This window comes from Rhizobacter sp. OV335 (assembly GCF_900142965.1).
GTDB lineage: Bacteria > Pseudomonadota > Gammaproteobacteria > Burkholderiales > Burkholderiaceae_C > Rhizobacter.
On sequence record NZ_FRCQ01000003.1, the window covers coordinates 146795 to 160704 of the forward strand.

Sequence of the window (13910 nt, forward strand, 5' to 3'; positions counted from 1 at the left end):
CGATGTCCCAGCTGGTCGACAACCTCGCCGAGCTGACCGGTTTCCGCGACCGCGACATTCTCGACGTGACCCTGGTCGGCGCACTGCGCGACCTGCTGCGCCCCCTCTCGGTGGCGATCTACCGCAGCGTCGGCGACCAGGGGCAGGAGCGCTGGCTGACGCGGGCCCACCTGGGCCAGCACGATGCCGTGGCGCGTGCCGACCCGGTGTGGACCGATGTCGACACCCTGCCCGAGCTCGACGCCTTTCCGGTGCGGCAGCAGGCGATGAACGGGCAGACGGTGCTCGCGGTGCCCGGCACGCCGAACCTGACGATCTTCGCGGTCAGCACCGACCGCGAGGTGGTCGGCGTGCTCGAGGTCGAGACCGAGGCGCCGATGAGCGACGAGTCGCAGCGGCTGGTCTGCAGCATCCTGCGCATCTACCGCAACTTCGAAGGCCTGCTCGACTACAGCGAGCGCGACACGCTGACCGGCCTGCTGAACCGCAAGACCTTCGACGAGAGCTTCCTGAAGGCGACCAACACGCCGACGCTGGTGTCGCATGCCGACACGCGGCGCGCGCCGCCGTCATCGCAACAGCACTACTGGCTGGGCATGATCGACATCGATCACTTCAAGTCGGTCAACGACAACTACGGCCACCTGATCGGCGACGAGGTGCTGCTGCTGCTGTCGCGGCTGATGCGCAGCAGCTTCCGCTTCCACGACCGGCTGTACCGATTCGGCGGCGAGGAGTTCGTCGTGCTGATGCGCTGCGCGCGCGAGGAAGACACGGCCATGGCGCTGGAGCGCATGCGGCAGAACACCGAGGCCTATGCGTTCCCGCAGGTCGGGCGCATCACGATCAGCATCGGCTTCACCGAGGTCAAGCCGGGCGACACCCCGAGCGGCGCGTTCGAGCGGGCTGACAAGGCGGTGTACTACGCGAAGGGCCACGGCCGCAACCAGGTGCGCAGCCATGCGGCGCTGGTGGCCAGCGGTGCGCTCGAAGACGACTCGATCATCGGAGACGTCGAGCTGTTCTAGCTCGGACGGTCTGGCTCGCGGTCTAGCTCGGGGAGTCGGCCGGGTCAGTGGCCCGCGCGGCCTGCTCGGGCGTCTGCCCGGACGCTTGCCCGAAGGGCTGCCCATGCCGTTCCTCGGCACTGCGCACCACCCCCGAGACGACGCCGCAGAACGCGAGCAGGAACACCATCGACAAGGCCAGCGCGGCCATGATCAGCGCGTTCTCGGTCCGCCAGGCGGCCGGCAGGCGCTGCCAGAGCATGGTCGCGCTCATGATTTGAACGGCAGGGCATCAGGCCAGTGGCGGGCCTGCAGCGCCGGGTGCGCGGCTTCGTAGCCGAGGTCGTCCGGCAACGCGGGGGGCAGCAACTCGGCGCTGTCGCACGGCGACGCATGCGGCGGCACTTCGCCCAGGGCCCAACGTCGCACATCCTCCAGCCAATCAGCATCGCTTGCCATCGTCACTGCTCCTCGACGGAAGCCCCCGCGGGGTGGGGAGCATGGCAAGCATCGTCGCGTGCGGTCGACGCGCTTGCCATCGGCGAAGGCTGCGAATCGGCGTAGGAGCGTGCCTACAGCATCGCGGTGGGCGTTGCCCTACAGCCGATGGCGCCGGCCTCCTGCGCCGCGACGCGGCCGGCGGCGACAGCGTGCGCGCTGCGTCGGCGCGACCATCCTTCCGCATCCACCGGCCTGTGCCGGCACCGAAAGGAAGCAGCATGAACACGAAGAACTGGTACACCCCGAGCGTCATTGCGACGGCACTGTGCGCCGCGATGATCGTCACCGCCTGCGGCCCGCAGAACGGCGAACCGGTGGCGGCTGCCCCTGCCCCTGCGACCACACCTGCCCCGGCGCCGGTGCAGGCCGTGCCAGCGCCGGCACCGACCTATCGCGCCGCCGCACCGGCCCCTGCACCCGTGCGCAGCGACCGCCTCGGCCAGGTCAGCAGCATCGAGCCGATCACCGCGACCCCGAAGGCGAGCGGCGTCGGCGCGGTCGCCGGCGGCGTGCTTGGCGGCGTGCTGGGCCACCAGATCGGCAACGGCACCGGGCGCGACGTCGCCACGGTGGCCGGTGCCGTCGGCGGCGCGGTCGTCGGCAACAAGATCGAGAAGAACCGCTCCGAGAAGGTGGTCGGCTACCGCGTGCACGTGACGCTCGACAACGGCGAGCAACGCACGTTCGAGCAGACCGGCAGCACCGGCCTGCAGGTCGGCGACCGGGTGCGCGTCGACGGCAACCAGGTCCGCCGCGCCTGAGCGGGCATCCCCGCGCCGACCTGCTTACACTGCGTGACGGCCGCCGCGGCGCGGCCTTCAGGAGTCCGCCGTGGCCATCAGCTGGATCAGCGCGCTCAAGGTCATCCCCTGGGGTGACGTGATCGAGGCCGCGCCCGGCCTCGTGAAGGGCGCACGCAAGGTGTTCAGCCGCACGCAGGCCGAACCGGTCGCGGCGCCGGCATCGGCCAGCGATGCGGCCCAGTCCCCCGCACAACGCATCGAGCAGCTCGAAGCCGCGCTGGCCCGGCTGGGCGAGCAGCAGCAGGCCGCGGCCGCGCTGGTCGAATCGCTGGCCGAGCAGCATGCGAAGGTCGTCGACGCCGTCGAGGTGCTCCGCCTGCGCAGCAAGCTGTTGATGGGCGCATGTGCCGTGCTGCTGCTGGCCGTCGGTGTGCTGGCGGTGCAGGTCCTGCGCTGACCCGATGACAACGACAAGCTGACTCGACGAGGCGTCCATGGGCAGTTCTGAAGTCGAAGCCGTCGCCACCGCCGCCGAAGCCGGCACCGCTGCATCGCAGCCGGTGCGCCACCTGCGCCAGATCCTGCTGTGGCCGCTGCGGCTGGTCCCGCCCGAAGGCTCCGCGGCGCACCACGCCAAGCCGTGGGAACTGTTGCGCGACCTGCCCGATTCGCCATGGCGCGAAGAGGTCGACGAGTACACCGGCGACGCGACCCGCTTTCACGAGCGCCACTACAACGAGTTCGTCAGCTTCCTGCCCTATGTGCAGCGCTTCCTGTACGGCGAGGGTCGCGCAAGGCGCGATGGAACGAAGAGCGACGGCGCCTCGCCGATGCGCGTGTTCCGCCGCCACGACGTGAAGGCGGTGCGCGTGGTGTCGCGCCCCGGCGATGCGCCGCTGACGCTCGAGGTCGTGCACGCCGACCTGTACTTCTTCTACGACCTCGACATCGTGATGCTGAACCTCGAGGTCGGCATCAGCGACCTGAGCCTCGCGCAGGCGCAGGACCTGCTGTACCGCTTCGGCCGCGGCTACCCGGCCGGCTGGGATGCCGAGGGCTCGCCGCTGCACGGCATGCACGGCGTCGAATGGCTGGGCGCCGACGGCCAGGTGCTCGCGCGCTCCGACTCCGGCGAGCGCGGGGCCTTCCTCGCGCACGTGGCCGAGCACCGCGCGCCGCGCATCGCATCGCACTGGGCCTTCATGCTGCAGCCGCTGGTCAGCGACCACTCGGGCGAGCCCGGCCTGCTGCGCTACCGCCAGATCGAGTACCACCGCATGCCGGTGATGGGCTTCATCGCGGTCGACGAGCCGGCGCGGCTGACGCGCGGGGATTTCATCCGGCTCGGCCTGGTGATCGGTGGCAACGAGGCCGAGACCGCGTTGCCCTACCTCGAATCGACGCTGCAGGGCCGCGCCGCCGACTTCGAACAGCGTTTCTGCTACGACCGCTTCTGGATCGATGCCGGCATGGCGCCGCGCACCCGCTACCTGTGCAGCGGGCACGCGCTGATCGTCGTCGGCGATGCGCGCTCCACGTTCTACAACTGCCGCGACCGCGGCGTGCTGGCGCAGTTCCGCCACCAGCATTTCCTGCTGTTCCTGATCGCGCACTTCCAGAAGGCGGCGCTGCTGATGTTCTCCGACACGCTGGTCGAGGCGCTGAAGCAGCTCGACATCGGCCAGCCCGCCAGCGTGCGGCGCTTCAAGCGGGCGATCCGCGCGAGCTTCGAATCCTTCCTGCGCTTCACGCACCGCTACTGGTTCCATTCGGTGTCCGACCAGGCGCAGGTGCGCGCGCTGTTCCAGATGTGCTCGACGCACCTGGACCTCGACGCCCTCTATGCCGAGGTCAAGGAGCGCATCGCCGACATGAACGGCTACCTCGATGCCGACAGCCTGCGCCGCCAAGCCAACACCGTGGTGCGGCTGACGGTGGTCACCATCCTCGGGCTGGTCGGCACCGTGACGACCGGCTTCCTCGGCATGAACCTGCTGTCCGAGGCCGATGCGCCGGCCTCGCGCAAGCTGTGGCTGTTCGGCATCGTGTTCGTCGCGACGACGGTGTTGACGTTCTACACGATGGCCAAGTCGAAGGGCCTGTCGGATTTTCTCGACGCGCTGTCCGACGAGCGGCTGTCGACCTGGACCAAGTTCAAGGCGCTGCTCGCGGTGTGGCGGCGGCCGGTCGACTGATCAGCCGGCGAGCGCGCGGGCGTTCGACGCCGGGATGTTGTCGCGCGCGATCGCCCGGCCGGCCTGCACCGCACCGATCCAGTCGCCGGTGCCGGTCACCGCGGCAAAGCGGCTGTGGAACACGACGCTGAACACCCGGTGGATCTCTTCGGCGCTGGCCCGGCCGGCCGCGTTCGCATAGGGCAGCGCGCCGCTCGCGTCCGACAGCAGCTCCACCGCGAAGCCGCGGTGCGTCGCCTCGAACACCGTCGACGCGTTGCAGTTGTGCGTCATGTAGCCGGCGATGCTCAGCGTGTCGATGCCGCGCTGCGCCAGCCACTGCGCGAAACCGGTGTCGGTGAAGACGCTCGGCCAGTGCTTCTCGATCAGGTGGTCGCGCGGCCGGCTCGCGACCACCTCGTGCAGCGCCCAGCTGTCGGAGCCTGTCGCGAACAGCAGTGCATCCGCGGCCTCGCTGTGCTGCACGACGACCACCGGGATGCCGGCCGCGCGCGCCGCGTCCATCGCGCGGCCGATCTGCACGAGGCTTTGCGACACCGGCGGGTGCTCGATGCGCAGCTTGCCGGTGACGTATTCGTTCTGGACGTCGATCACGACGAGGGCACGACGGGGCGGGTGGGGGGTGGTCATGGAAGCTCCTGCGGGCGACGGCACCGTGCCGTCGATGGCATGCATTCTTCCGCGCCGACGCGCGAAGCGACAGTGGCCCGAAACACCACTTTCGATAGGATCGGGCCATGCCGACAAAAACCGCCTCCGAGCCGATCCACCGCGTCGCCGTCGTCGCGTTCGACGGCATCAGCCCCTTCCACCTGTCGGTGCCCTGCATGGTGTTCGGCCCCGACATGGCCGGCCCCGGCGTGCCGCCGTTCCGGCTGCAGGTTTGCGCGAGCGAGCCCGGCCCGCTGCGCACCACGGCCGGCTTCACGATCGGCGCGACGCACCGGCTGGCCGCGCTGGCGCAGGCGCACACGGTGATCGTCCCGTCGTGGCGCGACGCCGCCGAGCCGGTGCCGCCGGCGCTGCTGCAGGCGTTGCGCCGTGCCCATGCCCGCGGCGCGCGCGTCGTCGGCCTGTGCGTCGGCGCCTTCGTGCTGGCCGAGGCCGGCCTGCTCGACGGCCGGCCCGCGACCACCCACTGGCACCTGGCGGGCGAGTTCGCGCGCCGCTTCCCGCAGGTCGACCTGAAGGCCGACGTGCTCTATGTCGACGATGGCGATGTGCTGACCTCGGCCGGCACCGCGGCCGGCATCGACTGCTGCCTGCACGTGCTGCGCGGCCTCGCCGGCGCCGAGGTCGCGGCGCACGTCGCGCGGCGCATGGTGGTCGCGCCGCACCGGCAGGGCGGGCAGGCGCAGTACGTCGAGCAGCCGATGCCGCGCAGCGGTGCCGACGAGCGGCTGGCCGCCGTGATGGGCTGGGCGCTCGCGCGGCTCGACGAGGCCCACAGCCTCGACGCGCTGGCTGCGCGCGCGGCGATGAGCCGGCGCAGCTTCACGCGGCACTTCCGCCAGGCCACCGGCACGACGGTGCTGCAGTGGCTGCAGAACCAGCGGCTCGCGCGCGCGCAGCGGCTGCTGGAGACCAGCACGAAGCCGATCGAGGCGGTGGCGATGGAGGCGGGCTTCGGTTCGGCGCTGTCGCTGCGCCAGCTGTTCGCGGCCCGGCTCGCGATCTCGCCGTCGCAGTACCGCAAGGCGTTCCGCGCGGCTTGAAGGGTGTCGGGCAACGACCACACGCCTGCTGGTCGGTGGCCGACCTGCGGTTTTCCTCGCAGCCGATTCGCGATCCGGGAGGGCACGTGGACGATGGAGCGCAGTTCACCCACAGGAGCCGACCATGATCGCTCGCCCTCGCTCCCTGCTCACCCTCGCACGGCGTGCAGCGCTGGCGCCGGCGCGCATTTGCGGCCATCATCGCGCTTCCGCTTTTTTTTTCGGGAGCACGGTGGTGGCCACAGAGAACAAGCTCATCCGCGTCGGCGTCGGCGGCTGGACCTTCGAACCCTGGCGCGACAACTTCTTCCCGGCCGGCTGGCCGCATGCGCGCGAGCTCGAGTACGCGAGCCGCAAGCTGACCGCGATCGAGGTCAACGGCACCTACTACAGCACGATGAAGCCGGCCACCTTCGCGAAGTGGCACGACGAGACGCCGGACGGCTTCATGTTCTCGCTGAAGGCCTCGCGCTTCTGCACCAACCGGCGCGTGCTGGCCGAAGCCGGCGACTCGATCCAGCGCTTCATCGGCAGCGGCCTGTCGGAGCTGCGCTCGAAGCTCGGCCCGGTGGTCTGGCAGTTCGCGCCGACCAAGCGCTTCGATGCGGTGGACTTCGAGGCCTTCCTGAAGCTGCTGCCGGACAGCGTCGACGGCCGCCCGCTGCGCCACGTGATGGACGTGCGGCACGACAGCTTCCGCGCGCCCGAGTACCTCGCGCTGGCCCGCCGCCATCGGGTTGCGACGGTGTTCACGCATTCCGCCGACTACCCGTCCTTCGCCGATCTGACAGGTGACTTCCTGTACGCCCGGTTGATGTCGGCCCGCGCCGAGGTGCCGACCGGCTACGAGCCCGCGGCGCTCGACGCGATCGCCGGCTGCGCCCGCTGCTGGGCCGCCGGTGACGAGCCCGCCGGCCTGCCGCGTGTCGAGGATCCCCCGCCCGCGAGCGGCAGCCCGCGCGATGTGTTCATCTTCTTCATCAACGGCGCCAAGGAACGCGCCCCGGCCGGTGCAATGTCACTGATCGAACGACTCGCCTGAGGCGCCGGCGCCGGAAATCCACAGTTTCTCGACGATCGCCCGCTACAACTCCCGATGGGGCTGGCGCGGATGGACGATCCCTCTCGCTGGTGTCCCCTGACATCCAGCGAGCAGCGTTCCTTGAACACCCCGCAGTTCCGGTTCGGCGAGAACGAGGTCGATCCGGCGACCCGCCAGGTGACCCATGCCGGCCGCAGCCTGCGCACCGAGCCGAAGGTCTTCGACGTGCTGGTGCTGCTGCTGCGCCAGCGCCATCGCGTGGTCACCAGGCAGGAGCTGCTCGACGCCGTGTGGGGCCGCATGGTCGTCACCGACGGCGTGATCGCGCGCACCGTGATGAAGGCGCGCAAGCTGATCGGCGATGAGGCGGCCGAGCAGACGATGCTGAAGACGATCCGCCGCGTCGGCTACCGCTTCGTGGCCGATGTCGAGGAGGTGGTACCGCCCCCTTCGATGCTGGTCGCGGGTGAGACACCCGCCGCGCCGGGTCGGATCGCGGTGCTGCCGTTCGTCGACGACACCGGCCACCCGCAGCATGCGTGGATCGACCTGGGCCTGATGGCCACCACCGTCAACGAACTGGCGCACGCGATCGGCGCGGCCGGCGTGGTGCCGGTGGCCGACCTGCTGGGCGCCCTCGGCGCCTGCGATGCCGCAGCGCCGCTGGAAGCCATCGCCGCGAAGCTCGCCAGCGCGCTCGGACCGGTCGACGTGGTGCAGGCCAGCCTGTCGTGCGCGGCGCGCCCCGGCGCATTCACGCTGCGCTTCGCCACGGTCGGGGCCTCGTCGACGGGGCCGGGCGGTGTGCTGGACGGACCGGATCCGGTGCTGCTGTCGCGGCAGCTGGCCCGGCGCATCGGCGCGGCGCTCCCGCAGGCGCGGTCGGCTGGCGAGCCGCCCCTGCCGCTGTCGGCCGATGCGCGCTTCGCCGCGGCGGCGCAGGCGCGGGGCCTGAAGGCACTCCACGAAGAGCGCTGGGGCAGCGCGGCACGGCTGCTGCGCGTCGCGCTCGACCTGCTGCCGCACGATCCCGAGCTGCAACTCGACCACGCGTGCTGCCTCGCCGGCCAGCACGACCCGCGTGCACCGGCCCTGCTGCAGGCCGCGCTGTCCGACGCACGGGAGGCCGGCCACGCAGCCCGTGAACTGCGGGCACTGCACCTGCTCGCGACCTGCCACCACCGTCGCGGCGATTTCGCCGAAGCCGAACGGCTGCTGGGCGACGGCCTGCGCAGGGCCGAATCCGCGGGCGACGCCGACGCCGAGTTGCAGTTGCTGCTGTCCAGCGCGCAGACGCTCACCTGCCTCGACAAGTCGGCCATGGCGTCGTGGATGCTCGATCGTGCCGAGCAGCTGTCGCTGCGGCTCGGCAACCCGGTCGCGATGGCGCACCTGCTCGGCGTGCGCGGGCGGCTTGCGCTGTACCGGGCCGGGGTCGCCGGGGCGCTGGGCAGTTTCGAGGCGGCGGCGCGCTTGAACGAGCAGCACGGCCTGAACGCGGCATCCGCCCACGGGCTCGCGCACATCGGCCATTGCCTGCTCGACCTCGGCCGCACGGCCGACGCCGCCGCGCACTACCTGCGCGCGCTCGACCATGCCGAACGCTCCGGCAATCCGGTGGCGGTCGCGCTGTGCGGCGTGTGCAGCGTGAAGCACGCCACGCCCGATGCCGCCGACGCGCTGCTGGCCCGCATGCGGCGTGCCGGCGCCGTGCCGGCGGCGATCGCGCTGGCAGAGGCCTTCGCGCTCGGGCGCCGGGGCCAGCTGCGGCAGGCGGGCGCGGCGCTCGACCGGGCCGAGCACGGCATGGAGCACAGCCCCAGCTTCGGCTACCACGTGGCGGTGCTGCGCATCCGCATCCTGGTGCGGCTCGGCCTGCTCGACGAGGCGCTCGAGCTGTGCGACGACCTGCGCGCCCGCGCCGCCGGCCGGCTGCAGCGCGCGATGCTCGGCTCGAGCCTGCACCTGCGCGCGCTGGTCGCTGCGGCCGAGGGTTCCGACCGGTCCGCGCTCGCGCTGCTGCGTGACAGCCTGCGCCAGCAGGGGCCGTCGATGGCGCGCACCGAGGCTTTGCTGGATGCCGTCTGGCTTCACCTGAAGTCGGGAGATCCGGCCGATGCGCGAATCCTGCTGGGCGAGGCGGCGCCCTTCATGCAGGCGGCCCTGGCGAGCGGCCATGCGCCTGCGCTGTGCGTGCAATCCGCCTGGCAGGCGACCGTTGACGCGGCCCGGATGATGCTGCGCGACGACGACGACGCACGCTGGCTGCCCAGCCTGCTCGAACTGCGACCTGCGCGCCCGTTGCCTGCCGTCCACGCCAAGTCGGGCGTGCGGCGTGCAGTGGCCCTCCAGGTCCTGCGGTAGACCCTCTCGACGCCATGCCGAACGACGAACTGCAGGTGCCCCGCGAGCCCGGTTCGTGGCGCTTCGGCGATTTCGAGCTTGACGCGGCGCAGCGCGTGCTGACCCGCGCCGGCTTGCCTGTGCATCTGTCGACCCGTGCATTCGAGGTGTTGCGGTATCTCGTGCGCCACCACCCTCGCACCGTCCCGCGAGCCGAACTGCTGGCGCAATGCTGGCCGCAGCGCGAGGTCACCGAGGGTGCCGTGGCACGCATCATGATGTCGTTGCGCACCGCATTGGGCGATGCCGATCCGCAGCAGGGCTCGATCCGGACGGTGCCGCGCGCCGGTTATCGCTTCGCCGCACCGGTGCTGGCGCTGGCCGGGAAGCCATTGGCCAGCACGCGGGCGTGCGATGACGCGGCATCGCCACCCGCGGCCGTGCGTGTTGCGGTGCTGCCGGTGGACAACCGCAGTGCCGACCCGCAGCTGGCCTGGGTCGAGTTGGGCATGGCCTCGTTGCTCGGCACCTGCCTGGAGCAGCTGCACGTCGAAGGTGGGGTGGCGGTTCGGCAAGCCCTCATGGCATGGGCGGCGCTGCCCCCTGCGTTGCGCGCCGACACGCCGCGGTGCGCCCGCGCGATCGCGCAGTCGCTCGGCGCGCAGACGGTGCTCGAAGCCCGCCTCGGCCAGCAACAGGGCAGCTGCGTGTTGCACCTGACCCTGCATGGTGACGGTGCCGTGTTGCAGCAGGGCATCGTGCTCGCCGACGGCGCAGCCGAGGTGGCGCAGGTTGCCGCCGGACTGGTGGCCCGTTGGCTGGACCCGCCGGACGACGCGCACATGCCGATCGGAGCCGACCTCGACCTCGGCGATGCGTTCCTGAATGAAGCCTGGCAGCGCGTGCTGCGGCGTGGCAGCGACGAGAGCCTGCTGGAAGCCGAGCACTTGCTCGACATGCTGTGCGATGCCGGCGCGGACGCACCCGTCGTCGATCTCGAACAGGCGCGCATTGCGCTGCTGCTCGGCCGGCCGCACGCGTCGCAGGCGCTGCAGCGGATCGAGGCGCGTGCGGCCCGGCATGGCGACTCGCGCTTGCGGGTCGAGGTCCTGTTGCTGCAGGCGCTGCACCTGGAGCAACTCGGCCAGGCGGTGCAGGCCCTGGAGGTGTCGCGCGCGGCGGCAGCGCTCGCCGCGGGCCCGCGGTCGTTCGAACTGCCGCTTGAACTGCCGCTTGAACTGCAGTTGCGTGCCGCCGTGGCGTGCGCCCGCCAGACGACCGAGGCCCAGGCCGGGGTGGCGCGCGCGATGCTGGCGCAGACGATCCGCCGGGTGGAAGTCTGCGGCAATCGCATCCTGTTGCGCGATGCCTGCGTCGCGCTCGGCCACGCCGCGGCGGCCGACGAGGACGGGGTGGCCGCGCTGAGGCACCATGCGCTGGGCCTGGCCGCCGCGCAGACCTTGCACGAGTCGGCACGTGCAGCGCCGCTGCTGGGCCTGTCTCACGCCCGCCTGCAGATGGGCCTGCTGAGTGAGGCCCAGGCCCTCGGCGTCGAGGCGCTGCGCTGTGCCCGCTTGAGCGGCGCCCAGCCGGTCCAGGGGCAGGCTGCCATCGCACTGGCGGGGGCATTGCAGGCGCGGCGCGAGACGCAGGCCTTGCGCGAGCTGCTGTCGACGCTGGACGACCTGGCGGACGACCGGTCGGTGGCCATGCGGGTGGCACGCGAATCGCGTTGCCGCGCGGTGCTGCTGAGCCTGGCGGGTCGCCACGATGAAGCGCTGGCGTGCATCGCGCAGGCGCGGCAAGCCAGCCGGCGGCATCCGGTGCTGGCAGCGGTCTGCGTGCAAGACCGCCTGCAGGTGCTGCTGGCGGCTCGCCGCTTCGACGAGGTGCAGGCGCTGTGCCTGCCCTTGATCGCCTCGGGCACGGCCTGCCTCGATGCCCGCCTCGTGCCTTGGCTGGAACTCGCGATGGCCTGCTGCGAGCACGTGCTGCAGGCCGATCCCGGGATCGCGTTGCAGCGGCTGGAGGCCTTGCTCGCGCGCAGGGCATCGTCACAGGCGCATGCGATGGCGGGCCTCGCCGCGGCATGGATCGATCTGGAAGCAGGACGCGTCGCGCACGCGGCCGCGCGGGTCGCCTCGTTGCACGCCTGGACCGAGCAGTGCCCGGCGGGTCGACGTGTGGCGGCCCGGTTGCAGCAGGCGATGGTCGATGCCGACGGCGCACGGCCGCCCGCCGGCGACCGGCCTGTCGTCGCGTGGGAGGACCTCCCCCAACTGCTGTGGCAGGCGGCGTAGGCCGCCTGCCACGCGTCAGGCGATCTTCCGCGCAGGCGAGACGCAGGCCTCGCCGAAGGACTTCTGAATCGAGGAGGAGGCTTCGACGATCATCGTGAATTTGCTCGTCGCCGCCATCAGGAGGAACATGCCGGACGGGCCCACGTCGCCGGCAGACAGCGAGGTGGTCGCGGTGTTGATGTCCTCCACGGCCGCGTCGACGATGGCTCTGTTGCCGTCGGTGAAGGTGGTGATGGTGTTCTCTGACAAGTCGTTCTCCTTTGAACAAACAAGGATCAATCGCGCCGCGGCGCGAGGTGGGGCAAGGGACCGGCAAGGCTGCCGTCCGGACGGGGAACGTGGACGATGCGCAGGATCTCTAGCGCCGCATCGGTGGCCCGCGATGCGGCCTCCAGCTGGCGGTAGTGATCGAGCGGGTGCAGGCGCCGCAGCTGCGATCTCAGCGAGGTCTGCAGCGTGGTCAGCCGGGCGTACAGCGACGCGCGCAGCGCGCCGCTGTCGTCGCGGCCCAGCTGCTCTTCCAGCTCGGTCGTGTAGGTGTAGGGTTTGCGGGGGGTCATCTCATTGCCTCGTGTAGCGCACGCGTTCTCCGCCTTCGAACACCAGTTCGCCGTTCTGGATCGCCGTCAGCGTGCGTCCGGCGATGCGCCCGCCGCGGATCACGCGCGTGCCGTCTTCGGTGACCAGGTAGGGGGACGGGCCGCCGACCACCGCCTGCACGACGAAGGGCAGCACCGGTGGGGTGCCGTCGACGTTGGCCTGCAGCGGCAGCGCGTCGCCCCAGTCGGCGCGGAACTTCTGGTACAGCGCCTGCCACCGGGCCAGCTCGTCGCCGACCAGCTTGCCGTTGAGCACGACCTCGGGAATTTCGCGGGTGAACGTGATGCGGCGGTTCAGGCCCGCCGTGGTGATCTCGTCCTTCAGGCGCGCCAGCAACGCCTCGGGCAGCAGCACCTCGGATTCGAGCTGGTGCAGGCCCGGCACGCGCCGGATGGCCGTCAGCGCGGCGGCATCGGCCACCGCGTCGTTGCGCGCGCCGCCGACGAGCTTCAGCGTGCCGCCGACCGATGCCGGCGCGAAGTGCAGGCCGGCAGGAATGTCCGCGGCGATCAGCGCTTCCTGCGCGGCGACGATCAGGTCGTCCTGCGCATGCACCTGCAGTTGCGGTTCGGGCATCTCCGCGTGCAAGTCCTTCAATTCCTTCAGCGCCTTCACCAGCCCGGCCTTCACGGCCGCGGTGGGCACGTAGCCTGCGATGCGCCAGGCGCCATCAGGCTGCTGCGCGAGCGTGAGCACGTCGTCCAGCGCGAGCCGCTGCAGCAGCTCGGCGAGGACCGCCGGCGGCCCCGGGGGCACGGCCGATGCCGCCGATGCGGCTTCGGCCGGTTCCGAGGCGGCGCTGGCCGCAGAGGCTGGTGCCGAGGCCGCCGCGGCGACCTCGGTGACCTCGGTGACGGTGGCGCCGTCATGCCACCACGCGGCCGCGCCGCCGATGATCGACGACAGCAGTGCCGCGGCGATCAGCGCCATGACGGCTCGCCGCGGAATGCGCGGGCGCCGCGTGCCCGCGATGGACGGGCCGGCGGCGGCCTCGGCCGCATCCGGCGTGCTTGTTTCGCCGGCACCCGGCGCGCCGGGCCCGGCCTCGATCGCGTCGGTCGTCGCCACGGTGGCAACGGCAGCGAGGTCGCGCACATCGGGCCACTGCGCGTCGGCACTGTCGACGGTGATCCACACGCCGTCGAGTTCGATCGGCATGCCGGACGCCAGCGGCACGGCCTGGCCCAGCTCGCGCCCCTGGGCATCGAGCACGCGGCCCGCCTCCGGGCGCACCTGCACCGTGCCGGCGTCGATCAGCAGCGTGGCGTGCAGCGGGGCGATGCGCGGGCCGACCAGGATGATCGAGCCGTCGTCGCTGCTGCCGAGCGTGTACTCGCCGTCGCGCAGCGGCAGCCGGCTGCCGGCCTGCGCGCCCAGCAGCACGCGCAGTTCGTGCGAATGCTCCGAAGCCGGGGCGGAGCCGGGTTCGACCGGACCTGCCGGCAACGTGGTCTCGCTCATATC

At 71.6% G+C, this 13910-nt stretch carries 14 protein-coding genes; 8 read left to right on the forward strand and 6 right to left on the reverse strand.

The features are described 5' to 3' along the window. Positions 1-2: 2 nt before the first annotated feature. Complete coding sequence (locus BUE42_RS04290; protein ID WP_073463039.1) at positions 3-1028, forward strand: GGDEF domain-containing protein; 1026 nt, start codon at positions 3-5, stop codon at positions 1026-1028. A 22-nt stretch (positions 1029-1050) separates the two neighbouring features. On the opposite strand, the gene BUE42_RS04295 is transcribed toward BUE42_RS04290, so the two are convergent. Together BUE42_RS04295 and BUE42_RS04300 are read right to left on the reverse strand one after the other, a co-directional pair. Further along, on the reverse strand, positions 1051-1269 hold the full coding sequence (locus tag BUE42_RS04295; RefSeq protein ID WP_143171290.1) for a hypothetical protein: 219 nt from the start codon (positions 1267-1269) through the stop codon (positions 1051-1053). 8 nt (positions 1270-1277) lie between these two features. After that, positions 1278-1466 (reverse strand): hypothetical protein, encoded by a 189-nt coding sequence (locus BUE42_RS04300; protein ID WP_073463043.1) that lies wholly within the window; start codon positions 1464-1466, stop codon positions 1278-1280. Positions 1467-1726: 260 nt separating this feature from the next. Between BUE42_RS04300 and BUE42_RS04305 the strand changes: the two genes are divergently transcribed. From BUE42_RS04305 to BUE42_RS04315, 3 genes are all read left to right on the forward strand, one after another. Beyond that, positions 1727-2269: a glycine zipper 2TM domain-containing protein gene (locus tag BUE42_RS04305; protein ID WP_073463045.1), complete on the forward strand. Its 543-nt coding sequence runs from the start codon at positions 1727-1729 to the stop codon at positions 2267-2269. Positions 2270-2339: 70 nt separating this feature from the next. Continuing rightward, positions 2340-2708 carry a hypothetical protein gene (locus tag BUE42_RS04310; RefSeq protein ID WP_073463047.1) on the forward strand — a complete coding sequence of 123 codons (369 nt, stop codon included), beginning with the start codon at positions 2340-2342 and terminating at the stop codon, positions 2706-2708. 37 nt (positions 2709-2745) lie between these two features. Continuing rightward, the gene (locus BUE42_RS04315; protein ID WP_073463049.1) at positions 2746-4446 is read left to right on the forward strand and encodes a magnesium transporter CorA family protein; all 1701 of its coding nucleotides are present in this window, start codon (positions 2746-2748) and stop codon (positions 4444-4446) included. Here the strand turns inward: BUE42_RS04315 and BUE42_RS04320 are convergent, their stop codons facing one another. Beyond that, on the reverse strand, positions 4447-5076 hold the full coding sequence (locus tag BUE42_RS04320; protein ID WP_073463051.1) for a cysteine hydrolase family protein: 630 nt from the start codon (positions 5074-5076) through the stop codon (positions 4447-4449). A 107-nt stretch (positions 5077-5183) separates the two neighbouring features. Between BUE42_RS04320 and BUE42_RS04325 the strand changes: the two genes are divergently transcribed. The 4 genes from BUE42_RS04325 to BUE42_RS04340 all read left to right on the forward strand — a co-directional run bounded on the left by BUE42_RS04325 (position 5184) and on the right by BUE42_RS04340 (position 11846). Next, entirely contained in the window at positions 5184-6161 is a 978-nt protein-coding gene (locus tag BUE42_RS04325) for a GlxA family transcriptional regulator (RefSeq protein WP_073463053.1), read from the forward strand. A 235-nt stretch (positions 6162-6396) separates the two neighbouring features. Then, a complete protein-coding gene (locus BUE42_RS04330; RefSeq protein ID WP_369822943.1) occupies positions 6397-7203 on the forward strand; it encodes a DUF72 domain-containing protein in 807 nt (268 codons plus the stop codon). Positions 7204-7323: 120 nt separating this feature from the next. After that, positions 7324-9567, forward strand: a complete 2244-nt coding sequence (locus BUE42_RS04335; protein WP_073463056.1) for a winged helix-turn-helix domain-containing protein — start codon at positions 7324-7326, stop codon at positions 9565-9567. A gap of 14 nt (positions 9568-9581) precedes the next feature. After that, complete coding sequence (locus BUE42_RS04340; RefSeq protein WP_073463058.1) at positions 9582-11846, forward strand: winged helix-turn-helix domain-containing protein; 2265 nt, start codon at positions 9582-9584, stop codon at positions 11844-11846. Between the two features lie 15 nt (positions 11847-11861). Here BUE42_RS04340 and BUE42_RS04345 read toward each other — a convergent pair whose 3' ends face one another. From BUE42_RS04345 to sctD, 3 genes are read right to left on the reverse strand one after another with little or no spacing between them, the layout of a single operon-like run. After that, on the reverse strand, positions 11862-12095 hold the full coding sequence (locus BUE42_RS04345) for a hypothetical protein (RefSeq protein WP_073463060.1): 234 nt from the start codon (positions 12093-12095) through the stop codon (positions 11862-11864). Between the two features lie 26 nt (positions 12096-12121). Continuing rightward, positions 12122-12406: an EscE/YscE/SsaE family type III secretion system needle protein co-chaperone gene (locus BUE42_RS04350; RefSeq protein WP_073463062.1), complete on the reverse strand. Its 285-nt coding sequence runs from the start codon at positions 12404-12406 to the stop codon at positions 12122-12124. Position 12407: 1 nt separating this feature from the next. Continuing rightward, positions 12408-13907: a type III secretion system inner membrane ring subunit SctD gene (gene sctD, locus BUE42_RS04355; RefSeq protein ID WP_073463064.1), complete on the reverse strand. Its 1500-nt coding sequence runs from the start codon at positions 13905-13907 to the stop codon at positions 12408-12410. Between the last annotated feature and the right edge of the window lie 3 nt (positions 13908-13910).